18 protein-coding genes are annotated in these 22,785 nt (G+C 64.0%); 13 read left to right on the forward strand and 5 right to left on the reverse strand.

Going from position 1 to position 22,785, the window contains the following annotated elements; genetic code table 11:
• Window positions 1-46: 46 nt before the first annotated feature.
• Entirely contained in the window at window positions 47-412 is a 366-nt protein-coding gene (dksA, locus tag PE058_RS13140) for an RNA polymerase-binding protein DksA (RefSeq protein ID WP_051113836.1), read from the reverse strand.
• Window positions 413-1,130: 718 nt separating this feature from the next.
• On the opposite strand from dksA, the gene PE058_RS13145 reads away from it, so the two are divergent.
• Together PE058_RS13145 and PE058_RS13150 are read left to right on the forward strand one after the other, a co-directional pair.
• Window positions 1,131-1,994 carry an AAA family ATPase gene (locus tag PE058_RS13145; protein ID WP_026868109.1) on the forward strand — a complete coding sequence of 288 codons (864 nt, stop codon included), beginning with the start codon at window positions 1,131-1,133 and terminating at the stop codon, window positions 1,992-1,994.
• Between the two features lie 135 nt (window positions 1,995-2,129).
• A complete protein-coding gene (locus PE058_RS13150; RefSeq protein WP_020086479.1) occupies window positions 2,130-2,306 on the forward strand; it encodes a hypothetical protein in 177 nt (58 codons plus the stop codon).
• 149 nt (window positions 2,307-2,455) lie between these two features.
• Here the strand turns inward: PE058_RS13150 and PE058_RS13155 are convergent, their stop codons facing one another.
• The gene (locus PE058_RS13155) at window positions 2,456-4,180 is read right to left on the reverse strand and encodes a methyl-accepting chemotaxis protein (RefSeq protein ID WP_271028593.1); all 1,725 of its coding nucleotides are present in this window, start codon (window positions 4,178-4,180) and stop codon (window positions 2,456-2,458) included.
• 170 nt (window positions 4,181-4,350) lie between these two features.
• Between PE058_RS13155 and PE058_RS13160 the strand changes: the two genes are divergently transcribed.
• The 4 genes from PE058_RS13160 to PE058_RS13175 all read left to right on the forward strand — a co-directional run bounded on the left by PE058_RS13160 (window position 4,351) and on the right by PE058_RS13175 (window position 8,242).
• Window positions 4,351-4,644, forward strand: a complete 294-nt coding sequence (locus PE058_RS13160) for a hypothetical protein (protein ID WP_271028594.1) — start codon at window positions 4,351-4,353, stop codon at window positions 4,642-4,644.
• A gap of 130 nt (window positions 4,645-4,774) precedes the next feature.
• A complete protein-coding gene (locus PE058_RS13165; RefSeq protein WP_271028595.1) occupies window positions 4,775-5,461 on the forward strand; it encodes a hypothetical protein in 687 nt (228 codons plus the stop codon).
• A 325-nt stretch (window positions 5,462-5,786) separates the two neighbouring features.
• Window positions 5,787-7,253, forward strand: coding sequence for a YcjX family protein (locus tag PE058_RS13170; RefSeq protein WP_271028596.1), 1,467 nt, complete (start codon window positions 5,787-5,789; stop codon window positions 7,251-7,253).
• Complete coding sequence (locus tag PE058_RS13175; RefSeq protein WP_020086474.1) at window positions 7,250-8,242, forward strand: YcjF family protein; 993 nt, start codon at window positions 7,250-7,252, stop codon at window positions 8,240-8,242. Before PE058_RS13170 ends, PE058_RS13175 begins: the two co-directional genes overlap by 4 nt.
• Before the next feature lie 15 nt (window positions 8,243-8,257).
• On the opposite strand, the gene mdoH is transcribed toward PE058_RS13175, so the two are convergent.
• Window positions 8,258-10,231, reverse strand: a complete 1,974-nt coding sequence (gene mdoH, locus PE058_RS13180; protein ID WP_156827407.1) for a glucans biosynthesis glucosyltransferase MdoH — start codon at window positions 10,229-10,231, stop codon at window positions 8,258-8,260.
• Complete coding sequence (locus PE058_RS13185) at window positions 10,228-11,802, reverse strand: glucan biosynthesis protein (protein WP_271028597.1); 1,575 nt, start codon at window positions 11,800-11,802, stop codon at window positions 10,228-10,230. The genes mdoH and PE058_RS13185 overlap by 4 nt, the downstream gene beginning before the upstream one ends.
• 765 nt (window positions 11,803-12,567) lie before the next feature.
• On the opposite strand from PE058_RS13185, the gene PE058_RS13190 reads away from it, so the two are divergent.
• From PE058_RS13190 to PE058_RS13215, 6 genes are all read left to right on the forward strand, one after another.
• A complete protein-coding gene (locus PE058_RS13190; protein WP_271028598.1) occupies window positions 12,568-13,863 on the forward strand; it encodes a porin in 1,296 nt (431 codons plus the stop codon).
• A 770-nt stretch (window positions 13,864-14,633) separates the two neighbouring features.
• On the forward strand, window positions 14,634-15,893 hold the full coding sequence (locus tag PE058_RS13195) for a porin (protein WP_271028599.1): 1,260 nt from the start codon (window positions 14,634-14,636) through the stop codon (window positions 15,891-15,893).
• A gap of 110 nt (window positions 15,894-16,003) precedes the next feature.
• Window positions 16,004-17,179: a vWA domain-containing protein gene (locus PE058_RS13200; RefSeq protein WP_271028600.1), complete on the forward strand. Its 1,176-nt coding sequence runs from the start codon at window positions 16,004-16,006 to the stop codon at window positions 17,177-17,179.
• Between the two features lie 156 nt (window positions 17,180-17,335).
• Complete coding sequence (locus PE058_RS13205; protein WP_271028601.1) at window positions 17,336-17,944, forward strand: hypothetical protein; 609 nt, start codon at window positions 17,336-17,338, stop codon at window positions 17,942-17,944.
• Window positions 17,945-18,033: 89 nt separating this feature from the next.
• A complete protein-coding gene (locus PE058_RS13210; RefSeq protein ID WP_020086467.1) occupies window positions 18,034-18,396 on the forward strand; it encodes a hypothetical protein in 363 nt (120 codons plus the stop codon).
• A 149-nt stretch (window positions 18,397-18,545) separates the two neighbouring features.
• Window positions 18,546-19,826: a GNAT family N-acetyltransferase gene (locus PE058_RS13215; RefSeq protein WP_271028602.1), complete on the forward strand. Its 1,281-nt coding sequence runs from the start codon at window positions 18,546-18,548 to the stop codon at window positions 19,824-19,826.
• A gap of 26 nt (window positions 19,827-19,852) precedes the next feature.
• Here the strand turns inward: PE058_RS13215 and PE058_RS13220 are convergent, their stop codons facing one another.
• Window positions 19,853-21,538: an FHA domain-containing protein gene (locus tag PE058_RS13220; protein ID WP_271028603.1), complete on the reverse strand. Its 1,686-nt coding sequence runs from the start codon at window positions 21,536-21,538 to the stop codon at window positions 19,853-19,855.
• Between the two features lie 418 nt (window positions 21,539-21,956).
• On the opposite strand from PE058_RS13220, the gene PE058_RS13225 reads away from it, so the two are divergent.
• Window positions 21,957-22,715 (forward strand): hypothetical protein, encoded by a 759-nt coding sequence (locus PE058_RS13225; RefSeq protein ID WP_271028604.1) that lies wholly within the window; start codon window positions 21,957-21,959, stop codon window positions 22,713-22,715.
• The last annotated feature ends 70 nt before the right edge of the window (window positions 22,716-22,785 follow it).

A 22,785-nucleotide genomic window follows, 5' to 3' on the forward strand; every position in this document is an offset into this window, starting at 1 on the left:
GGCCGGAGCAGCCTTCTCCCCGCAACGGCAGGGAGAAGGCGCAATCTCAGTCTTCGCGGTAGACGCGCTCGCGGCGCTCATGGCGCTCCTGCGCCTCGAGCGACAGCGTGGCGATAGGGCGGGCGTCGAGACGCTTCAAGCCGATCGGCTCGCCGGTCTCCTCGCAATATCCGTAGGTTCCGTCCTCGATGCGTGCGAGGGCGGCGTCGATCTTGGCGATCAGCTTGCGCTGGCGGTCGCGCGCTCTGAGCTCGAGCGCACGATCGGTCTCGGAGGTGGCGCGGTCCGCCAGATCGGCGTGCTGCGTCGAATCCTCGTGCAAGCCGACCAGCGTTTCCTTGGTCTGGCGGATGATCTCTTCCTTCCAGTTGGTGAGCTTCTGGCGGAAGTAGACCCGATGCCGCTCGTTCATGAACGGCTCGTCCTCGGACGGACGGTAGTCCGGCGGAAGAACGATGGTTGAAGTGCCGGCTTTCGCCGTCAGCTTCTTGTCCTGTGCCTTTTCGATGGCGCGCGTCCTCGCTTTGGGCTTGCTCTCTACGACGGCTTTGGGAGGAGCCTTGGCCTTTGCGGCTGCGGCGGGCTTCGCGGCACTGCGCGGGGAGCTCGACTTCGCGGACGCGGCTTTCGCAGATGGCTTCGCTGCTGCCTTACCCTTAACAGCAGCCTTCGGTGCGGCCTTCCCTTTGACCGGCTTCGACGTGGCTCGCTTGCTCATATGGGGCCTCCAATGATGGGCCTGCCTGAGGCACTTGTGCCGCCGCCGTTACGACTCATGACTGAACTTCAGCAGCTGAGAGTTTGGCGTGGCTCTATTGGCGGGCGCGGCCGCTTATGTCAAGAAAATCCGCCGTTTAACTGTTAAAAGCTGGCCGCCTGCCGAATACACAAGTGGCGGAAATTGTAAGCAATTCCGGCCCCTGTCCGTTCCACATGACCGGATTGTCATCCGCAGCGAACAGGCCCTTCAATTTTTAGTTGCATATGGCCCATGCTTCGCGCCACCGTGTCTCGCATTAACTAGCCCTCCCCGTCCTTTAGTGCGACCTCACACCCGGGCTCTCTCGGTTGCAGGGCCGGGGCGTGGCGCCTATGAGGGGAAATCGACTCTCACGGAGATGATCCGGCGCATGACAGCCCCCGCCACGCCCCGCTTCGAAGGCACCACCAACTATGTAGCCACGCGCGACCTGACCGTTGCCGTGAATGCGGCCATCACGTTGCAGCGGCCTCTCCTGATCAAGGGTGAGCCTGGAACGGGCAAATCGGTACTGGCGCTCGAGGTGGCCCGCGCGCTTGGCGCGCCGCTGATCGAGTGGCATGTCAAATCGACCACCAAGGCGCAGCAGGGCCTCTACGAGTACGACGCCGTCTCGCGGCTCCGCGACGGCCAGCTCGGCGATGAGCGCGTGAAGGACATCCGCAACTACATCAAGCGCGGAAAGCTGTGGGATGCCTTCGTGGCCGACGCGCGGCCGGTGCTGCTGATCGACGAGATCGACAAGGCGGACATCGAGTTTCCGAACGATCTCCTGCAGGAGCTCGACCGGATGGAGTTCTTCGTCTACGAGACGGGCGAGACGGTGCGCGCATCAGTGCGCCCGATCGTGATCATCACCTCCAACAACGAGAAGGAGCTGCCGGACGCGTTCCTGCGCCGCTGCTTCTTCCACTACATCAAATTTCCCGATCCTGAGACGATGGCGCAGATCGTCGAGGTGCATTTCCCGAACCTCAAGGGCCGTCTCGTCTCCGAAGCCTTGCGCGTGTTCTACGAGCTGCGCGACATGCCGGGGCTCAAGAAGAAGCCCTCGACCTCGGAGCTTCTGGACTGGCTGAAGCTGCTGCTCAACGAGGACATCGATCCCGCCGTGCTGCGCGAGACCGACAGCCGCAAGGTCATCCCGCCCCTCGCCGGAGCGCTACTCAAGAACGAGCAGGACGTCCACCTGTTCGAGCGGCTCGCGTTCATGAGCCGGCGGAAGGGCGATTAACCTCCCGGCAACCCTGCTCTCAAGTCAGTGCTGCGATTTCACCTCTACCGCCCCTTTTTAAGGGAAGCGAGAGGGCCGTCATGGCAGTCTGATGCCAACCAAACAAGCGTCAGACAGAAAAGCCCAGGACCAGCCATGACCCGGAACACCGCGCGGAACCTGCTCGTTTTCGCCCTGGCACCGTTAGTGCTGATGGGATCGCTGCGCTCCTCCCCAGCCGACAGCGTGCGCAACTCGGACGACGTGCGGCTCGAGCTTGCCGCCCTCAAGGGCGAGGCACGCAGCCTGGTCGTGCATATCGACGGGCCGTAAGCGCGGGCAGCGGGCAGCGGGCAGCGGGCAGCGGGCAGCGGGCAGCGGGCAGCGGGCAGCGGGCAGCGGGCAGCGGGCAGCGAGAGAATTGAAAAGGCGGGAGCGTGCAAGCGCTCCCGCCTTTCTTGTTTCCAAGACTGCCGCGGAGATCAGGCGGCGGCGACGCCGGAGAGGAAGCTCTCGATACGCGCGCTCAATGCCTTCGTACGCGCGCTGACCTGGGCGCTGGTTTCGAGCAACTGGCGCGCGGACTTGAAGGTCGAGGTGGCGGCCTCAGTCACGCCCGCGATCGTCTCGCTGACATGGCGCGTGTCGCCGGCTGCGTGATGCACACTGGCGTTGATCTCTGATGTCGCGGCGCCCTGCTCCGTCACGGCGGCGGCGATCTGCGTCGTGATGCCGTTGACGTGCCCCATGCGCTCGGCGATCTCGCCAATGGCGAGAACGGCGTGATCGGTCGCGGCCTGAATCGAGCTCACCTGCTCCGAAATGCTTTCGGTAGCTTGCGCCGTGCGGGTCGCGAGCGTCTTGACTTCGGTGGCAACGACGGCGAAGCCGCGTCCCGCCTCGCCCGCACGCGCGGCCTCGATGGTGGCGTTGAGCGCGAGCAGGTTTGTCTGCCCCGCGATCTCGCGGATGAGCGTGACGACCTCGCCGATCTGCTGGGCGGACGCCAACAACTCCGACATGCGGTCATTGGTGGTCGCGGCCATCGTGCTGGTGCTGCCGACGTTGTTCAACGCTTCCGAGATCTGGTTGCCGATCTCGGCGATCGATGCCGTCAGCTCTTCGGCGGCTGCGGCGACGGTGCCGACGTTGGCGGATGCCTGATCGGACGCGGTGGCCACGAGTTGGGCCTTGTCGTTGGTTCCGGAGGCGATGCCCTGCAGCGACGCGGCGGTGCGCTCCAGATCCTCGGCCATGGCTGCAACGGCAGCGATGCTCTGCTCGGCATCGGATTTGAAACTCTCGATCAGCGCTTCGAGCGCTTTCTGGCGTGCCTCACGCCGCGAGGATCTGCGCGCACGCTCGGCTTCGAGCCTCGTTCTTTCGATGGTGTTGTTTCGGAACACGGCGACGGCGCGGGCCATCTCGCCGATCTCGTTGGTGAACTCGGTGTAGGGGATGGTCTCTTCGGAATTGTTGCGGGCGAGATGCCCCATAACGGCGGCGAGAACCGGGATCGGGCGCGTCAGCAGACGCGACAGCATGAAGCCGACGATGGCCATGACGACGAGCAGCGCGACGGACGCGAACAGGATCTTGCGCTCGAGCGCGGCAGCAAGCTCGAACACGGCAGCTTGCTTGGTGCCTGCAAACAAAATTCCGATCACTTTCGACGAGTGATCGACGATGGGAAAATAGACGGTGAAATAGGGCGTTCCGAGAATGTCGGCTGCTCCGTTGTAGGGCTGTCCTTTTTTCACCGCGCCATAAGCTGCACTACCGTGACCGAGCCAGGTGCCAACGGCGCGGTTTCCATCCGCCGTCGTTACGGTTGTCGAAACACGGACGAAATCATCGGCCGCGGCATCGTAGGAAAATAGCGTGATCGGCGCGCCGGTCATGCGCGTCATGGAATCCACGATCGCGTGGTCCTTGTCCTGAGGAAGCTCGGAGACCGCAATCTTCTCGACCACGCCGGATTGGGACCACGTGATCTTCGTGCCAGGCAGAACTTTGCCGAGCAGCTCCGCGCCGATGCGCAGCGAGAGTTGCTGGCTTTCGATCGCCTTTCCTTCGGCGTCCGCCTTGAGTTGCAGATGAACGATCAACATCAGGCATACCGTCGAAACGACGACCGCGGCGATCGTAAGCAGCGAAATCAGCGTTTCGAGCCGGATTCGCCCAAAAACCGTGTTGAATAGTTTCATCTGCGACCTTTTTCTTGCAAAGGGTCCTGCAATTGTCGTGCGTCAGAATATGTTTTGCCAATGAATGAATGGTTTCACGAGTTTTGCTTATTTCGTTTTTGCTTGTTGTTTATGATACTCCTTTCGAGGCGATAACTTTTTCGCCGGTCGAGACATAATCGTCTTTGCTCATGCGTTTTGACGTAAGCATCGCCGCCCCGGGCTATGCTTTTTCTTTTTTCGACACGCCCATGTCCCTATTTCAAAAACTCGTGATTGCGCTCGGATTGCTGGACGCACACGAAACCTTCCGCAGTCCGCGCTCGCCCGATGCGTCAGGGCAGTCGCTTACGCGCAGCAACGCTTTTCAGGAAGGTTTCGTCGTTTCGGAGGGGATGCCGGTGCCGCGCGCCTGCACGCTGCGGGATATGACGCCGCTCGGGCGCTGGATCCCGTTGCGCGAACCGCGCCGCAGCTACGGCTGACAACGACGCCATAGTTGCGGACACATTCTTCTGCCTCCCGCTTCTTACCGGAAAACCGCTTCCCACTTTTCACGCGGCGCTCTAGGGCTAGGGCCGCGGGGTGTGGAGCGACAGGCAGGGTACGGATTTCATGTCAGGCATTCACGAGCGGCCGGCGGACGGAACGGATCTGAATGTGGCGGAGGTCGGCGGACGCGGCGGACGGATCGCCTCGCTGCTCTCGGCCTTGGCTCTCGGCTTCTCCGGGCTCTCCTTCTACGAGAGCGTGCTCAAGACGGCGGCGCTCGAGGTGTATGTTCCGCCCGTCATCCACTATGCCCGCGATCAGGGCGGCGATGTTGAGCTGTTCGCCATTCCCATCACGATCGTGAACTCGGGCGCGCGCACGGGGACGGCGCTCACGATGGAGCTTACAGTCGAGAACCTTCGCACCGACGCCGCCGTCAAAACAAAGCGGTACTACAGCGCCTACATCGGCGAGCATTCGCCCAAGGATGACGCGGCCAACCGGGCGTTCGCGCCGCTCAGCCTCGCCGGACGGGAGACCTTCTCGGATACGGTGCGCTTCTATCCGGAGGGCAATCCGCTGCCTGCGCTGGTAGACGATGCGGGCGACTACCGGTTCACACTGAAGCTCACGACCGCCGTTCCCGCCTACCCCGGCATCCTCGACGGCCTGCTGCGCCGGGACATTCAGCCGATCGCCTTCGAGCGCACGCTGCCGTGGTTCTCCGAGCAGCAGCTCGGCATGAGGCGCATTACGATCCCGATGCACGACAAGGACTGGAAGCCGACAACCACGCCCGCCAAAGGCTGAACGCCCGGCATCCCCCCTTTCCTCCCCGGCACATGAACGGTTGCTGACAGGCCGCTTCAGTCGCCGTTCATTGGCGGGGCCGTAATCATTTTCGCGTACCCTGCGGGCGCGTGTCCCGAGCGGGGCTAGCGGAGAAAGTGATGTCCGAGTTTCTCAGAAGCGCGACCATCGTCCTCATGGGGCTGACTGTGATCGGCGCCGGCGTGGTCGTGGTGTTCTACGGCTAAGGCCGCCTCAGGCCGTTCCCGACGAATTTTGAGCCGCTCGCCCGGCCCTCGACGGACTTGCGGCGCTCGCGCGCGCTGCCTACTTAGGGAAACCGGTCATGAGGTTTCCCTTGCGCGCCCCAGATCTCTCTACTTCCCTTACCGATACCTGGGCCAAGGCCGGACATCGGATCTCGGACCTTCTCACGCCATCGCTGCGCCTCGGCGTGACGGGACTCGCGCGCTCCGGCAAGACGGTGTTCATCACCGCGCTGATCCGAAACCTGACGCAGGGCGGGCGCCTTCCCTTTTTCGGCCCCTACGCCGAAGGACGGCTGATTTCCGCCAACCTCGAGCCGCAGCCCGACGACAACGTGCCCCGCTTCGACTACGAGGGACACGTGCGGGCGCTCGAGGCCGATCCGCCCGTCTGGCCGGAGAGCACGCGCCGCGTCTCGGAGCTGCGCGTGGCAATCTCGTTCGCTCCGGAGCACGCCATCAGGCGCGCGCTCGGCATTCGCCGCTTGAACCTCGACATCGTGGACTATCCGGGCGAGTGGCTGCTCGACCTCGCGATGTTGGGCGAGAGCTACGCGTCATGGTCGCGGGATGCGCTTGAGCGGGCCAGGCTCGGGGCACATGCGGCGGCCGGCGCCGAGTGGCTCTCCTTCGTCTCAGCGCTCGATCCCACCACGGCGGAGGACGAGCAGCTCGCACTCGACGGCGCGCGCCGTTTCACCGCCTACCTCCACGCAGCGCGCGCGCAATCGGCCGTAGCGACGCTCGGCCCCGGCCGCTTCCTGATGCCCGGCGATCTCGAAGGCTCGCCGCTGCTCACCTTCTTCCCGCTTCCGCTCGATCAGGACAGCGTGCCTGAGCGCGGCAGCCTCGCCGCGATGATGGCGCGGCGCTACGACAGCTATGTCGCGCATGTGGTGCGCCCGTTCTTTCGCGAGCATTTCAGCAGGCTCGACCGACAGATCGTTCTGGTGGACGTGCTCGGCGCGCTGAACGGCGGAGCGGACGCGATTGCCGAACTCGAACGCGCACTCGCCTCCGTGCTCCGCGCGTTTCGCCCCGGTGTCGCAAGCTGGCTCGCGAGCCTCGTCGGCGCGCGGCGCATCGACCGGCTGCTGTTTGCGGCCACGAAGGCGGACCACATTCATCACACGAGCCACGACCGGCTGGAGGCGATCCTGAAGCTCCTGACGGAGAGAGCTGCAGTCCGTGCGGGTGAAGCAGGCGCGGAAGCCCGCGTGATGGCGCTGGCCGCTCTCCGCGCCACGCGCGAAGCGGAGGTGCGCGACGGCAAGGCGATGCTGCCCTGTATCGTCGGCGTTCCGCTGCCGGGCGAGACCGTGTCGGGACAACGCTTCGACGGCAAGCGGGAGGTGGCTCTGTTTCCGGGCGATCTGCCGGACGATCCGGCGGGCGTGCTTTCGGGCGCGGCCTCGTTCAGCGCCACGTTTCCACGCTTTCGCCCGCCGCGCCTGTTGCCCGCGCAGAAGTCCGGCGAGACGCCCGCGCCGCCGCACATCCGCCTCGACCGCGCCCTCGACTTCCTGATCGGAGATTGGCTCGCATGACCGAGACTGAGACGCCAGGGGGCCGGGGACCGCGCGTGTTCGCGCCCGACGATCCCAACATCGTGAGCGACATCGCGCATCCGACCGACGAGGAGCTTTCGGCCATCGGCGAGCCCTCTCCAGCCGCGAAGGCGCGCGGCGCGAGCGTCGGCGGGCTGTTCGTTTCGGCCGTCACGGCGCTCGTCGGTCTTTCGCTCGCGGTGAGTTTCGCGAGCTTCGTTTCGGCAGCGCTCGCGCGCGAGGACTGGATCGGCTGGACAGCGACGAGCCTCGTGATCGTGGCGGCGGGCTCCGGCCTCGTCATCGTGGGCCGCGAGCTGATCGGCCTTCTCAGGCTTCGCCGTCTCGCGCGTCTCAAGCGCGACGCGGACGCCGCGCTCCGCACCAAGGATACCGCGCTCGAGCGCAAGACCGTGGCGGCGCTTTCCGCAACGTTCCGGGGCCGGCGCGATCTCGCGTGGAACCTCGCGCGGCTGCGCGACCATGCGGGCGACGTGCGCGATCCGGGCGATCTTTTGCGTCTTGCGGACCGGGAGGTGCTGGCGCCGCTCGATGCGTCCGCGCGCCGGCTGGTGCTCAAATCCGCGAAGCGGGTTTCTGTGGTGACCGCCATGAGCCCGATGGTGTGGGTGGCGATGGGCTACGTGATGGTGGAGAACCTGCGCCTCCTGCGCGGGCTCGCCACGCTCTACGGCGGGCGGCCGGGCGGCCTCGGCGCCTTACGGCTCGCGCGCATGGTTCTGACGCATCTGGTTGCCACGGGGGGCGTCGCCATGACCGACGATCTGCTCGGCCAGTTTCTCGGGCAGGATCTGCTGCGGCGGCTGTCCAGGCGGCTCGGCGAAGGGGTGTTCAACGGCGCGTTGACGGCGCGGATCGGAACGGCCGCCATCGAAGTGACGCGGCCGATCCCGTTTCTCGATACAGAGCCTATCCGGGTGCGCGATCTGCTTCCGGAGCTGCTGCGGCGCGGCGCGGCGAAGGATTGATCGGCGGCCCGGGCCTCAGGCCGCCGTCGCAAGCTCCTTGCGGGGCTCGTCCGCTGCGGAAGCCAGACGATCACGCCAGATCTGGGTGTGGCGGAGCGTGCGCAGCTCGATCGAGGACGGCGAGCGGTCGACGGGAGTGGAGAGAACGACCGTCATGGCGGGGCCGGCCGTCTGCGAGGTCAGCCAGTTGAGCGGACCCGAGAGGACGAGACCGAGCACCACCGGCGCCATCCAGACGAGGAGGCCGGGCGAGGTCTCCCAGCAAACGATGGTGACGACGACGCCCACCAGCATGTGGCGCCAGTGGAAGCGGATGGCCTCACCCAGCTCCATGGTGGCGCCGTCGCGGCGCTGAACCTTCCAGCCTGCGTCGCGTCCGAAGAAGATCTGAAGGACCGAGGCGGTCTGCGTCATCATCATGATAGGCGCGAGCAGCATGGAGAACACGGTCTCGGTCGCGACGCCTGCGATGGCACGCGGCATACCGAACAGCTCGCGGGCGCGTTGGGCACGCTTCAGCTCGAGCACGAGGCCGAGCGCCTTCGGCAGCAGCACCACGGCCATGGTGGCGAGGAACAGCCGCATGGCGGCGCCCGGATCGATCATCGGCCAGATCGGAAACAGCGTCTTGCTGTCGGTGAAATAGCTCGGCAGCAACTGCTGGCCTTGCAGGGCGAGCACGAGACCGACGGCAAGCGAGGCGGCCCAGATGGCCGAGACGATGTAAGCGAGCGCGCCCATGGCCAGGTGCAGGCGGCCCATGACCGGCACCCCGCGGCGGAACAGGAGCGCCAGGTGCTGGATGTTGCCCTGGGACCAGCGGCGGTCACGCACGATGAGATCGGTGAGCGCGGGCGGCATGCTTTCGAACGATCCCTCGATCGAGGGAGCCATGTGCACGCCCCAGCCCGTGCGCTGAAGCAGCATGGCTTCCACGAAGTCGTGGCTCATGATGTGGCCGCCGAACGGCGGCGGTCCCGGCAGATGCGGCAGCCCCGCCGAGCCGGCGAAGGCGCGCGTGCGAATGATGGCGTTGTGGCCCCAGTAGTTGCCTTGGTCGCGGCTCCAGAAAGCGAGGCCTGCGGACATGGCCGGGCCATAGATATTGGCCGCAAACTGCATCAGCCGCTGGAGAAGCGTCGTCCCGCCGATGAGCTTCGGCACTGTCTGGATGAGGCCAGCCGAGGGATCGGCCTCCATGGCGCGCGCCAGGCGGACGAGCGCCACGCCCGACATGATGCTGTCGCCATCGAAGATGACGAAGCTCTCGTAGGCGCCGCCGAAGCGTTCCACCCAATCCTTGATGTTGCCGGCCTTACGCGCGGTGTTTTCGATGCGGCGGCGGTAATAGACCCGGGTCTCGCCGGAGAGCGCGCGGGCCAGCTCCGCGTATACGGCCTCCTCCCGCATTCCCTCGTCAGCGCCGCGCGTGTCCGAAAGGATGAATATGTCGAAGTGGGCAGCCTTTCCGAGCGACCCCAGTTCCTCCACCACCGCGGAGATGGTGCCCGAGATGCGGGCAGGATCCTCGTGGTAGACGGGGAACAGCAGCGCGTTGCGCTTCGAGATGGGGCCGTCCGCGCCCGGTACGTCAATGGTGTCCGCCTTCTCGCCCGCGAACAGCGGCAGGAAGCCCAGCGCGGCGGAGAGCGTGCCGATCGAGATCCACGCGAAGGTGAGCGTCGACAGGACCAGAAACAGGAACTGGATCGGCGTCATCTGAACGAACGAGAGCACGCCGTAGAGCTCGTGTGCGAAGGCTGCCGTCATCAGCGCCGCGCCGAGGAACACCGCCGTGCGCGGAATGCTGGGACCTCTACGCTTCGGCCACTCACGCGGCGGAGTTGCAGAAAAATCCTGCTCCGGCATGTCGAGCGGCGAGGGCTCGGGAAGGAGAGCCGGATCGCTCGCATCGAGATGCGGGCGGGGCGGGCGCGCCGTTTGAGGCGAGGCGCCCGCGGTAGCAATCGCGAGGTCGTCGGCGATCATGCTCTCGTCCATCGATAGAGCCAGTTCTCAGATATCAACTGGCCAGCCAGCTTGAGGCTTAAACGCAGCTCTATAAGCTCAGTTCCCGCGGTATTGAGCTCGAACTTCACGCGCAGCCCCGAAATTTCGGGATGACGCTGTACACTGAGGTTCGCGGTGGTGCCGGCGCTAACCAAAAGATCGGCGACCGGCAGCTCCCTCGCATCCCTGGCGGCGGGGCCCGCAAAATCGACAACGAACAAGATGGTGTCCGCATTCCGCGTCGCACCAACATGAGTCTGGTGCGTCCATGCGCCGGACCAGACGGCCGGCACGGCGCTGTCCCAGTACATGCGGTAGCCGTACTTGTAGGCCTTACCCGGCTCGAGGGGCTTGGCGGGCTTCCAGTAGGCCACGATGTTGTCGTGGATCTCCTCGGCAATGGGAATCTCGATCAACTCCACATAGCCGTCGCCCCAGCTTCCGTCGGGCTCAACCCAGGCAGAGGGGCGGCGGTCGTAGCGCGCCTCGAGATCCTCGTAGCCCGCGAAAGAGCGGTCGCGCTGCACGAGGCCGAAACCCTTGAGGTCTTTGTCCACGAAGGCGCTCGTCTGCAGCATCTTCGGGTTGGCAAGCGGCCGCCACAGGCGCTCGCCATGCCCGTTGATCACAGCGAGGCCCTCGCTGTTGTGCACGGCGGGGCGGTAGTCGTTGTCAATGCGACGCTGGGCGGGTCCGTGGAAATACATGCTGGTCAGCGGTGCGAGCCCCACATGCGTGAGGGAGCGGCGCGGATAGAGGATGCCTTCCACGTCGATCACGGTGGCAGACCCGGGCCGGATGACGAAGCGGTAGGCGCCAGCGACGCTCTCGCTGTCGAGCAAAGCGTGGATCAGGATCTCGCTCGCGCCCGGCGCCGGCTTCTCGATCCAGAATGCGCGGAAAACCGGGAACTCTTCCCCGCCGGGGCGTGCCGTGTTGATCGCAAGGCCGCGTGCGGACAAGCCGTACTGCTGGCCGCGGCCGACGGCCTTGAAATAGCTTGCGCCTTGAAACGCGACGAACTCGTCGAGCGCATCGGCCCTGTTCAGGGTGCCGGAGACGCGGAAACCGGAGAAACCGAACGGCGCCGCATCGGGCGCCTTCTCGATGGAAGGGCCGATCGCGAAGCTCGCGCTGTCGGCCTTGAGGCTGCGCGCTTTGCCGCCTTCGACGATCCACACCTCGACCGGCGTCTCATAAAGCCAGCCAAGCGCGAGAAGCTGCACCTCGTAGTCGAGGTTCTCGCCGCGCCATACGGAGGCTTCGGAGCGGAAGCGGATATCGCGGTACTGCTCGGCGGTGAGCGCGTTGAACGGCTCGGGCAGCTCGAGGCGCGGCTTCACGAACTCACGCGCGGAAAGCTCCTCGGCGAGCTTTCTCACATGATCCGCGGCGAAAGACTCGTTCGTCTGGTCGGCGGCGGCACCGGCGAAAGCCGGCGACAACCCGAGCACATGCTCGGCCAGCGCGGCCACCACAGCGGTCGCGCCTGCACCGATCAGAACCCGACGACGATTTGGGCCTGAGCCCATGCCAGGATCATCACTCATCTATGATACGTTCCGGAGAAGTCTTGCTCCGACCTGCCGCGTCGCCCAACTCAAGCCGGATCTGCGCCACTTCCGCGCCAACCCGGTCCTTCAATCGGATGCTCCCCACGGGGCAAGCCGGCTTCTGAAAGCGTGGGAAAGACACCCACGCTGCTTGATGCTGATAAACGCCGATTGTGGCAATATTTGCCGGCTGGCCACTTCTCCCCTCCCCTTTAAGGGATGGCGTCCGGCCGGATTTTTGCGCTGCAACAATAATATCCGAGCGTGAGACTCGTCGCAAGATGGCCGCCTTTGTATTTTTTCAATGTACAGCGCACTTAGCAGGGTATCGAAGACCTCCCCAGAGGGAGCGGACATGTCGACGGGCCAAGAGCCGCGCGGACGTCTGAACACGACTTAAAGTCATCCCGACCAAAAGGGACATTCTTCCCAATCCAGTCACTCGGGGGTGGGTGTGGACAGTGGAACGTTTGGCGGTAAGCCTGTGGACACGCACTGCGGGAAAGCCGGAATGGCGCCTGCAATTCATCCATTATATCAACACGTTACCGCCGCCACACGCCTCGTTGCAATCACGCCACATACCCCCCGAATTCCACTGGAAAGCGCATGTTCTCCATTCCCTGGGCGAGAGAGATCTGCGTAGTATCTCGGCCTGAGCGGTGATTCGATCTGTGCCGCTGGTCGAGTTGTTGAGCGCGTGGCGTTAATTAGAAAGTGCGTCAAGCGCCCGTTTCGAAGTTAGTAGACGGGAGAAGGTAAATGAAAAAGCAAAGCCTAAGCGCCCTGGCGGCGGCCGGCCTCCTTGCAGGTGGTCTGTCCGTTACCAGTGCGTCCGCAGCCGATCTCGGGGGGAACTGCTGCGCCGACCTCGAAGAGCGTATCGCCGAACTTGAGGCCACGACTGCTCGCAAGGGCAACCGCAAGGTCTCTCTCACGATCTCCGGCTGGGTTGCCGAGCAGGTCATGTGGTGGGACGATGACTTCGAGTCGAACACCTATGTTACGGGCCTCGGCTCGACGCTCGCAACGAACGTCAAGTTCACTGGTCAGGCCACCATCGTTCCCGGCTGGACCGCTGGTTACGTGCTCCACATCGAAGCCGACGGCAGCGATGCCCTCCTCGGCATCGATCAGGTGACCCCCAACGGCACCAACGTTGCTTACGGCAACGGCAACCAGTCCAACGTCGTTCAGGCGATCCAGTCTTACTGGTTCATCAAGAGCGAGAGCCTCGGCAAGCTCTCCGTCGGTCTGCAGTCGCAGGCCTCGGATAACGTTGCCATCCTCGTCGACGGTTCGGGCTCGCTGGTTCCGGCAAACTTCGTTCCGTTCGATTACGGCGGGTTCCGTCTGCGCGACGCTAACGGCGCTTTCGTTCCCGGCAGCGTGCTGCCCGGCAAGGCGTTCGCCACCATCGGCGACGTGATGGGCTTCACCGACTCCAACGGCGTGACGACCAACTCGGTTCGTTACGACACCCCGACCTTCGCCGGTTTCTCGGCTTCGGCTTCTTGGGGTGAGGACGACTTCTGGGATGTCGCCCTCCGTTACGCCGGCGAGTTCAGCGGCTTCAAGCTTGCTGTTGCAGGCGCCTACATCGAAGCAACCGACAGCCCTGGCAAGACGCAGCCGCTGCTCTCCATCATCGGCGACGCTCAGAGCTGGCAGGTCGGCGCTTACCTGCAGCACGTTCCGACCGGCCTCTTCGCTTACGGCGCTTACACTGGCGTCGACTTCGAAGATGCAGCCCTCGACAGCGAGACCTGGTACGTCAAGGCCGGTCTGCGTCAGCGCTGGACCCCGCTCGGCCACACCGTTCTTTACGGTGAGTACGAAGATGCCGTCATCGACTTCAAGGCTGGTGGCAACTTCAGCGACACTCAGCTCTGGGGCGTGGGCCTCGTGCAGGAGATCGACAACGCCGCTATGTCGCTCTGGCTCAGCTACCGCAACGTGGAAGTCGAAGCTCCCGGTCTTGCTGGCGGCGGAGGCGTCGCAGGCACCCCGGGTCTGGACATCCAGTACTTCAAGGCCGGCGCTCTCATCAACTTCTAATCGAAGCTGAGATTGCCAACCGAAACAGGAAGCCGCCCCTCGGGGCGGCTTCTTTGTTTTTGGACGCGGCACCTCGATGAGGCCTGGTCTGCACGCCGTATAAGAGGTGCCTCACAGGCGGCTGGCCGACTCGCCACGCGCCCCGCATATCGAGACGCGGGAGCGTATCCAGGCGCCTATATAAGAATAGAGTGCGCGCCTCTTCGCGAGGACGCCGCTGCCTGCCAATTCGGCCGGTTCGCGGGAAAACTCGTTTGCCATCCAGCTCAGGCCGCAGCCGTGTCGCCCGATGATCCGTGACCGCGAGGGCAATGGTGGGCGCCGATCAAGAACGGGCTATTCGCGATTTCACACAGCTTCCTGCAGAAAATCGCCGCCTGTCATATGCGCAGCTCGAATCGCTTCTAGTCAGGGAACCGGCCGCTGCGAGTCGCTTGAAAAGGATCGCGGACCGCGACACCGGACCAATATCCCCACATGATCCACCGCTTCCCACATCCGCAATTCTTACCGACACCCTAAGAAACAGCCCATAACTCCGGGCCTTGCGGATCCATTCGTGGCTCATGCGCCACAGTTGCCGAGCAGTCAGGGCCAAAACGACATTGCTCGATTGTTGCGCAGGGGAGAATCGCAGACTCTCCGGGCCAGCGGCGGTTCCGAAGGAATCTTCAGCGCCGTCAACATCGCAGAGTGCGGCCTAGTTTGCGTATTTTTCCGAGTAAGGGCGTCCGCCATCTCGATTACCAACGCAGATTGGGAGAAGGTCTATGAACAAATATAGCCTAAGCGCCCTGGCGGCGGCCGGCCTGCTCGCAGGTGGTCTCGCTACGAGCGCAAATGCAGCTGACCTTGGGGGCAATTGCTGCGCCGACCTCGAAGAGCGGGTCGCTGAGCTCGAAGCCACTACGGCTCGTAAGGGCAATCGCAAGGTCTCGCTGACGGTTTCTGGCTGGGTTGCCGAGCAGGTGACCTACTGGGATGACGGCGCCGAGAGCAACACCTACGTTACCGGCCTCGGTTCGACCCTCGGCTCGAACGTGAAGTTCACCGGTCAGGCAACCATCGTCCCGGGCTGGACGGCTGGTTACGTGCTGCACATCGAAATCGATGGCTCTGACGCTCTGACGACGAACCAGAACACGCCGAACGGCCCTGGCCTCTTCGCTGGAACGGCCAACTACGTTCAGGCGATGCAGTCGTACTGGTTCATCAAGAGCGACCACTACGGTAAGGTCGGCGTCGGCCTTCAGTCGATGGCTTCGGACAACGCAGCAATCCTCGTTGACGGCTCTGGTTCGCTGGTTCCCGCCAACTGGGTGGCCTTCGACGTCCTCAGCTTCGGCATCCGCACCAAGGGTGGCGGCTTTGTTGATGCAGCGACGCGCGCTGGTCAGGCAACTCTCAACCCGGTTGGCGCTCCGTCGCTGACGTGGGGTGGTGCAGGCGCTTGCATCCCCGGCGACTGCTACGGCGTTCCTGTGAACTCGGTTCGTTACGACTCGCCGGTGTTCGCTGGTTTCAGCGCCTCGGCTTCGTGGGGTGATGACGACGCCTGGGATATCGGCCTGCGCTACGCAGGTGAGCTCCACGGCTTCAAGGTTGCCGCTACGGTTGTCTACGCTGAGAGCACCGGCCGCGTCAGCTCGACCTTCGGCGACAGCGAGTACACGCAGGCTGGCCTCTACATCCAGCACATCGGTACCGGTCTGTTCGGCTTGGTCAACTACGGCAATCTGGACAACGAGATTGCCAACACCGACGGTGATACCTGGTACTTCAAGGGTGGTCTCCGCCGCAACTGGAACCACCTCGGCGCCACGGTGCTCTACGGCGAGTACATGGACAGCCAGGCTGATGACGCTGCTGACAGCGAATTCAAGTGGTGGGGTCTGGGCGTTGTCCAGGAAGTCGACGCTGCTGCTATGTCGCTCTGGCTCAAGTATCGCAACTATGAGTTCGACGACAACACCGCGAACGCTTACGAAGACATGAGCGAAGTCACCTTCGGCGCTCTCATCAACTTCTAATCGAAGCTGATAAGCGTAGTCTTACGGGAAGCCGCCCTTTGGGGCGGCTTCTTCGTTTTTGGTTGCCCCTTTGCGGGTCGATCCGTCATGATCCCCGCTCTGGAGGACGGATGTTCGCGACCTTTTTCAAAGAGCTCCGGGACGCAAAGATCCCGGTCACGCTCAAAGAATACCTGACGCTGCTCGAAGCGCTGGATGCCGACGTAGCCCAGCAGCGCGTTGAAGATTTCTATTATCTATCGCGCTCGCTGCTCGTGAAGGACGAGCGTTATCTCGATCGCTTCGATGGCGTGTTCGGCCATGTGTTCAAGGGCCTCGATCTCATGAGCGAGACCGCGACTGCGGAGATTCCCGACGAGTGGCTGCGCGCCATGTCGGCCCTCTATCTCACCGACGAGGAGAAGGCCAAGATCGAGGAGCTCGGCGGCTGGGAAAAGATCATGGAGACGCTGCGGCAGCGCCTCGCCGAGCAGAAGGAGCGTCACCAGGGCGGTAACAAGTGGATCGGAACGGGCGGTACCTCACCGTTCGGGGCCTACGGTTACAATCCTGCCGGCATCCGCATCGGGCAGAAGGAAAGCCGCCACCGGCGCGCGATCAAGGTCTGGGACAAGCGTGAATTCAAGGATCTCGCGGGCGACGTCGAGCTTGGCGTGAGAAACATCAAGATGGCGCTGCGCCGCTTGCGCCGCTTCGCGCGGGAGGGCGCAGCCGAAGAGCTGGATTTAGACCAGACCGTCCGCGGCACGGCGCGCAAAGGCTATCTCGATCTCGCGCTCCGCCCAACGCGGCGGAATGCGGTGAAGGTGCTGATGTTCTTCGATGTCGGCGGATCTATGGACTGGCACATCCAGACGGCGGAGGAGCTGTTCTCCGCGGCGCGCAGCGAGTTCAAGCATCTCGAGTACTACTACTTCCACAACTGTCTCTATGAGAGCGTCTGGCGCAACAACGCGCGGCGCTGGAGCGACACGACGCCGACGTGGCAGGTGCTCAACACGTATCCGGCCGACTACAAAGTGATCTTCATCGGCGACGCCTCGATGAGCCCCTACGAGATCACGCACGTGGGCGGCGCTGTCGAGCACATGAACGAGGAAGCGGGCGCGACGTGGCTGCAGCGCGTGACGGGCATTTACACGCACGCCGTCTGGCTCAACCCGGTCCCGGAGACTCACTGGGGGTATACGCCCTCCATTGGGCTAGTGAATCGCCTGATGGAGGGGCGCATGTATCCCATGACCCTTTCCGGGCTCGATTCCGCCATCCGCGAGCTGATGCGCTGAGGCCGACTTCTCGAGCGACAGCGCCCGGCTGCGATATTTTTCATCTTCCAAGTGCAAAAGCCTCTGTTTTTGCTCAGAGTTGCAGCGGCGGCACGTTGACCTCACCGCAAAAACGTCGCAAATCTGCGTTGTTTTTGGGCGGCTTGGAGGGATCCCATGCACCGCGCTGCACTTTCCGGTCCGATGGTGGCCATTTCGATGCTGGCCGCAGCCCTTTCGGGCTGCTCGTCGGGTAGTGGCCTATCGACGGCGTCGATCCTCGGAAACGCTCCGACACCGCCAGCGGCAGGTGCCACGCCCGTGGCCGGGCAGCCTGGCGCCGCGCCAGCCGTTGCGCCAGTTCCCTCCACCGATCCCACGTCTCGCGCGTTCCAGGTGGGCAGCGTCTCCGCGCGCGCGGTGAAGTGTGGCTATAATTTCGACGTGGCCAAGCTCAAGGCCAACTACATGGCCTACGAGATGAGCCTTGGCGCGGCGCCCGACGCGGTCGCCCGCATCGAGAAGGTCTACGATGTCGCCTACAACGGCGTGAGCAAGGCCGCTGCCGGTGAGGCCGACTACTGCTCCGAGCGAAAGACGCAAGTCATCAAGACCGACCTCGCCCGCCTTCTCGGCGGCGACTATGAGCCCAAGCGCGAGATTGCGCAGAAGAAGAACGAGGACGGCTTTTTCAGCGGCTGGTTCGACGGCGCCTCGAGCTCGGCGGACGACAATTTCGGCTCGGGCGACTGGTGGGAGAAGCAGGCCTCGAAAGCCGGCAAGTAGGCCCTTCCCGGCCGTGTTTCCCTTGTTGAGGGTTTGAAGCCCAGCGACGTGCGCGGCCAACCTTCCCCTGTGCTTCGTATGGGTCTCCTGTGCACCAGCTTCTCTGGCTCGAAACACTTCTCAAGCTCGCCGGCGGAACAGCGCTGGTGCTGTTTCCCCTCACGTCGATCAAAGTCCTTGGGCTCCCCGCCGCGGCCAGCAGCTTCTGGCCGCGTCTGCTCGGCGCGGTCCTGATCGGACTTGCGGGGGCGACGTTCATCGAGGGCGCTTGGGAAGGATCGCGAGGGCTCGGTCTTGCGGGGCTGATCGTCATCAACGTGGTCAGCGCGGGCGTGATTGCCCTTGCCGCTCTCTTCGGGGGAGGCGCGCAGACGCGGCGGGGCGCCTTTGCGCTTGGAGCGCTGGTCGTTCTGCTGTTCGTTCTCGCCCTCGTCGAGATCGCGCACGCCTAGTTTTACGGTGAAACGATCAGGGACTGTCAGGCGCCCGGCCGCGGCGCTTCTAACCAAAGCATTATTCTTTTTGTGCAATCCTTTCTGCCGATCCAGCGACGTACCCATTTCGGGACGGCGCTTTGTGTTGCGTAAAGGATTTGTTGTCCATGCCAGCCGCTGCGCCCCTCTCCGCGCGCCAAAGCCATGACCTGCCGGGAGAAGCCCCGAGCATTCCCCTTTCGCCCCCTCGCTCCGTCGTCACCGTGCAATCCAGCGCGAACCAGGCAAAGCTCGAGCTCATCACGACCCGCGCAGGCTTCGACGCGCTGGAGCTTCCCTGGAATGCGCTGTTCCACCGCGCAGGGCGCGACACCCATCTCTTTCAGACTTTCAACTGGCTTTGGCACTGGGCCAATCATTTCCTGCCGAAGTCCGGGGAACGCGGGCTCAAGCTCGCGATCGTCACCGCTCATATAGACGGCCACCTCGTGATGGTTTGGCCGCTCGTGTACGAGAGGATCGGACCGATCACGCGGCTCTCGTGGATGGGCGAGCCAGTCAGCCAGTACGGCGATGTGCTGATCGACGATCTTCCGGACAAGGCCGCGCTGCTCAAGGCTGCTTGGGCTTTCGTTGTGCGCGAAACCCGCGCGAGCGTGTTTCAATTGCGCAAAGTGCGCCAGGATTCGACGATCGCGCCGCTGCTCGAGGAAATCGGCGCCACGATCGTCACCGAGCTTCGAGCGCCGTTTCTCGATCTCAAGAGCGCACCGTCATTTGCCGAATACGAGAAGCGCTATTCGAGCGGCGCGCGGCGCAACCGCAAGCGCCAGCGGCGGAGGCTCGAAGAGCGCGGCGCGACGGAGCTGCAATGGTACACATCGGGCACGGAAGCTGAGGCGCTGACGGCCGAAGCGTTCCGCCTGAAGCAACTCTGGCTCAGCCAGCGCGGGCTCGTTTCACCGGCCCTCGCAGACCCCAGGACCGCCCGCTTCTTCGCAGACGCCGCGCGGGCCGACGTGCGCCCGGCGGGCTGCCATGTGCTCACGCTCAACTCCGGCGGGCATCCGGTCGCGTTCGAGATCGGCGTGCGGTGCAAGGGCCGCTCCGCCATTCACATCATCGCCTACGACCTCGAATTCGAGAAGACGGCTGCGGGCTCGCTGTTGATGGAAGACAGCATCCGGCGGGCTTTGGAGGATGGGCTCGCCGTGTTCGATCTTCTGGCACCGGGCGACGGCTACAAGCTCGAATGGGCCGATGACAGCGTCGTCGTGCGCGACTGGGCAGTTCCGCTCTCGCTGACGGGACGGGCCTATTCGGCTCTCTACCTCGGGCTGTTCCGGACCGCGCTCAAGCGCGCCCTCGATGCGTTGCCTGTCGGCGCGCGGCGTAAGCTGACCGATACGCTCAATGCGATCGTATCGCGCGGCAAGGCCACGTCGTAAGGCTTTTCCTTTCAGTCCGTCTCCCTTCAGTCCGTCAGGCGCGAGAGCCGCAAGCTCGCGAGGCCGAAGGTGATCTCCTGGCCTGTGTCGCGTAGCGTCACCGTGCGCTTGCCGATGCTTTCCCCATCGAGCCGCGTTCCGTTCATCGATCCCATGTCGCGCAGCATGAGCGCTTCGCCGGGATTGTACATGAGCTGGGCGTGCAGCGACGAAACGCTGCTGTCGTCGATCACGAAATTGGCACGGCTCGGATCGCGTCCGAAGGTCCAGGTGGCGGGGAGATCGCGGCCGGAGCTGCGGTCCTTAGCGGGCCGCAATTCGAACTGAAGCGCCCGTCCGGACGGTTCGAACCCCGACAGCATCCAGCCTGCTCCTCCGTCTCCGGAAACTTGGGCAGCAGGCTCTGCAATCTTCTCGAGCACCACTGCGTAGTCCTCGGTTCCGAAGCGCACGACCGCCCCCGCGGATGCTTCCGCTTCCCTGATGCGGGCGCCATCGAGAAGTGTCCCGTTCGAGGAGTTGAGATCGGTGATGCGCACGCGTTGCGCCTTGCGGTCGTAAGCGAGGCGCGCGTGAACCTTCGAGACCGTGTCGCTCGCAACCGTCACATCGACGCCAGGACCACGGCCGATGGTGACGGCACGGCCCGTTTCGTCGAGGCGGATGGTCTGCCCGCCTTGCTTGGGTTGCAGCACGAGCAGTCCCGACGCCTCGCCGCGGCCGGGGAGGAGCCGCACGCCGCGCTTTTTCTGGCCGCCGCCGATGATCGCCGGAAACGGCAGACGCGCGAGCGCTTTTTGAACTCCGCCGAACGCTGCGGGCGTCCCGCGCTTGTAGACGGCAAAGGCGAGCGCGGCGGCTGCGAGCGCAGACGTGAGGCCGACCGCGATCGACAGCAGGTTTCCGCCGATGCCGGTGACGCATGGACGGCTGGTGGAGGCGTAGGAGATTTGCCCTTCGCTCAGGAACCGTCCCACCTCGGCTGCGTGGATCGAGAAGAAGAGGCCTTGCGAGTTCAAGCCCTGGAGCGTGTTCACGCCCACGACGAGGCCGCATGCGTCGAACAGCGGACCGCCGCTGTTGCCGGGGTTGATTGCTGAGTTGTGCTGAACCGTGCGGGCGCTCAGGATCTGCGTGTCGCTGACCTTGAGGTTGGTGAAGGTCATGCGCGAGACAACGCCCGTCGTGACGGTCGAGTCCAGATCCGTCAAAGGCACGCCGCGCGCATCCGGTCCCGGCACCAGCTCCTTGTTGAGGTTGGCAGCGCCCGGAAAGCCGATGGCGATGACCTCGGCCAGTTTCTCCGGCTCGTACTCACCGAGTTTCAACGGTTCGCCGGGCAGATCCTCGCGCGCTTCGAGCAAAGCGAGATCCACATTGGGGCGGCTGTCTGCACGCTTCGCCTCGACGAGCTTGGCTTCGCGCCCATCGCGGAAGGCGATGTAGAAACGGGCGCCGCCCTCCACGACATGGAAATTGGTCACCACGTAGCGCCGGCCGGATATCAGAAAGCCGGAGCCGGAGGAAATGCTGAACTGGTTATTCTTCTCGGGAATGAAGGTGTAAATCTTGTAGACGCTGGGCTCAACGCGGCTCGTATCGAAGGCGCGCGATGCGGGCGGCGCGATGACGGCCGCAACGAGGATGCCGGCCAAAAGAACGATGGGGCGTAGGAAAAGCCCACAGACCGTCCTTCGGTTCTGAAACGGCATGACCTGCTCGGCGGATAATGACCCTCGGGCGTAAGTCCTACCGCAACCGCAGCATGGCATCCAGTCGTTATTGGCCGCACGGCCGGAGGTTGGCGCTACAGCGGAAAGCCGAGCAGCCTTCGTTTTGCGCATTAAACTCTTCGGCAAATTCCCACTCCCGGAATAGGCGCTGTTCGGATAATCTTGCGCCAGATCCACGGCCGCGGCGGCCATCCATTTTTTACCCCGACGGACGCCTCGAGCCTTTTGTTTGTCGCATTTTCGACGGCTGGCTGGTGCTAGCTTGGCCGGAATTGCCTGAGAGCGGTGTTTTCGTTTTTCCCTTTTGGAAATTTCCAAACACCGGGGTTTCATTCGACCGTGCTTCGAGACCGGCAAGCGGTGCCATGCTTTCCGAAGCACACCAGGGAGACGAGACATGCTCGCCCGCGTATTTTGTGCCTTTCTTGCGGCCACCATGGTGATTACCAGCCTGCCGCCTCCTGCCTCCGCTCAATTCGGCATTCGCAGGGTGTTCAAGAAAGTCGTGCGCGCACCCGCCCGCATTCTTCCGGTTCCCGGCGTAGTGGTGCCTCTCGTGGTGTTCGGCGGCCCGTTCCGCTCGGCATTCGGCGTGGTGGCGGCCGTCGCAGTCGGCGCCGTGATCTTCAACCACCTCACCAAGCCTGAGCGGCGCGAGGTCGCGAGGCGCGCGAAGGTGGTCGTCGCCAAGGATCCCGAACAGCGCGTTTCCGATACCTATACGTCCAAGGATGGCAAGCGTCAGGTGACGATCGTCGCGGAGCCCATGCAGAAGGCCTCCGACCTCAAGAACGATCCCGCGATCCTGGTGGTGGCCGACAAGGTCGTCACGCCCGACGGCAAGGGCGCACCGGCGCAAGCCGGCCTCGCCTCCGACGGCTCGAAGACGGTTTCTGATGCCGGCCCGCAGACCGCGCCGCCGCCTGCGGACGGCAAGGCAGCGCCGGTTGATGCCAAGGCTCCCGCCGCCAAGCCGGTCGTCGACGAGGAGGTGGTGCGGATCAGCGAGATCCCGCCGGATACCCAGTGCCGCAAAGTCACCACCGAGCTCGAGCTGCGCAAGAAGAAGGGCCAGGAAAAGCCGGACGAGAAGAACGCCAACACGGCGATCTTCTGCCAGACGGCGCCCGGCGAGTGGAAGCCCGCTTCCGCTTGACAGGAACCACCCACGCGGCTTCCGATCGCCTCTCCATGGCTCATGTTGCCCCGCAGAATGGCCAGTTGTA

Source organism: Hyphomicrobium sp. DMF-1 (assembly GCF_027886585.1).
Classification (GTDB): domain Bacteria; phylum Pseudomonadota; class Alphaproteobacteria; order Rhizobiales; family Hyphomicrobiaceae; genus Hyphomicrobium_C; species Hyphomicrobium_C zavarzinii.

Excerpts from the sequence above, each read along its gene's own strand:
- dksA (WP_051113836.1), bottom strand. The coding sequence starts at position 412 with ATGAACGAGCGGCATCGGGTCTACTTCCGCCAGAAGCTCACCAACTGG.
- PE058_RS13145 (WP_026868109.1), top strand. The coding sequence starts at position 1,131 with ATGACAGCCCCCGCCACGCCCCGCTTCGAAGGCACCACCAACTATGTA.
- PE058_RS13150 (WP_020086479.1), top strand. The coding sequence starts at position 2,130 with ATGACCCGGAACACCGCGCGGAACCTGCTCGTTTTCGCCCTGGCACCG.
- PE058_RS13155 (WP_271028593.1), bottom strand. The coding sequence starts at position 4,180 with ATGAAACTATTCAACACGGTTTTTGGGCGAATCCGGCTCGAAACGCTG.
- PE058_RS13160 (WP_271028594.1), top strand. The coding sequence starts at position 4,351 with ATGCGTTTTGACGTAAGCATCGCCGCCCCGGGCTATGCTTTTTCTTTT.
- PE058_RS13165 (WP_271028595.1), top strand. The coding sequence starts at position 4,775 with ATGTCAGGCATTCACGAGCGGCCGGCGGACGGAACGGATCTGAATGTG.
- PE058_RS13170 (WP_271028596.1), top strand. The coding sequence starts at position 5,787 with ATGAGGTTTCCCTTGCGCGCCCCAGATCTCTCTACTTCCCTTACCGAT.
- PE058_RS13175 (WP_020086474.1), top strand. The coding sequence starts at position 7,250 with ATGACCGAGACTGAGACGCCAGGGGGCCGGGGACCGCGCGTGTTCGCG.
- mdoH (WP_156827407.1), bottom strand. The coding sequence starts at position 10,231 with ATGATCGCCGACGACCTCGCGATTGCTACCGCGGGCGCCTCGCCTCAA.
- PE058_RS13185 (WP_271028597.1), bottom strand. The coding sequence starts at position 11,802 with ATGAGTGATGATCCTGGCATGGGCTCAGGCCCAAATCGTCGTCGGGTT.
- PE058_RS13190 (WP_271028598.1), top strand. The coding sequence starts at position 12,568 with ATGAAAAAGCAAAGCCTAAGCGCCCTGGCGGCGGCCGGCCTCCTTGCA.
- PE058_RS13195 (WP_271028599.1), top strand. The coding sequence starts at position 14,634 with ATGAACAAATATAGCCTAAGCGCCCTGGCGGCGGCCGGCCTGCTCGCA.
- PE058_RS13200 (WP_271028600.1), top strand. The coding sequence starts at position 16,004 with ATGTTCGCGACCTTTTTCAAAGAGCTCCGGGACGCAAAGATCCCGGTC.
- PE058_RS13205 (WP_271028601.1), top strand. The coding sequence starts at position 17,336 with ATGCACCGCGCTGCACTTTCCGGTCCGATGGTGGCCATTTCGATGCTG.
- PE058_RS13215 (WP_271028602.1), top strand. The coding sequence starts at position 18,546 with ATGCCAGCCGCTGCGCCCCTCTCCGCGCGCCAAAGCCATGACCTGCCG.
- PE058_RS13220 (WP_271028603.1), bottom strand. The coding sequence starts at position 21,538 with ATGCCGTTTCAGAACCGAAGGACGGTCTGTGGGCTTTTCCTACGCCCC.
- PE058_RS13225 (WP_271028604.1), top strand. The coding sequence starts at position 21,957 with ATGCTCGCCCGCGTATTTTGTGCCTTTCTTGCGGCCACCATGGTGATT.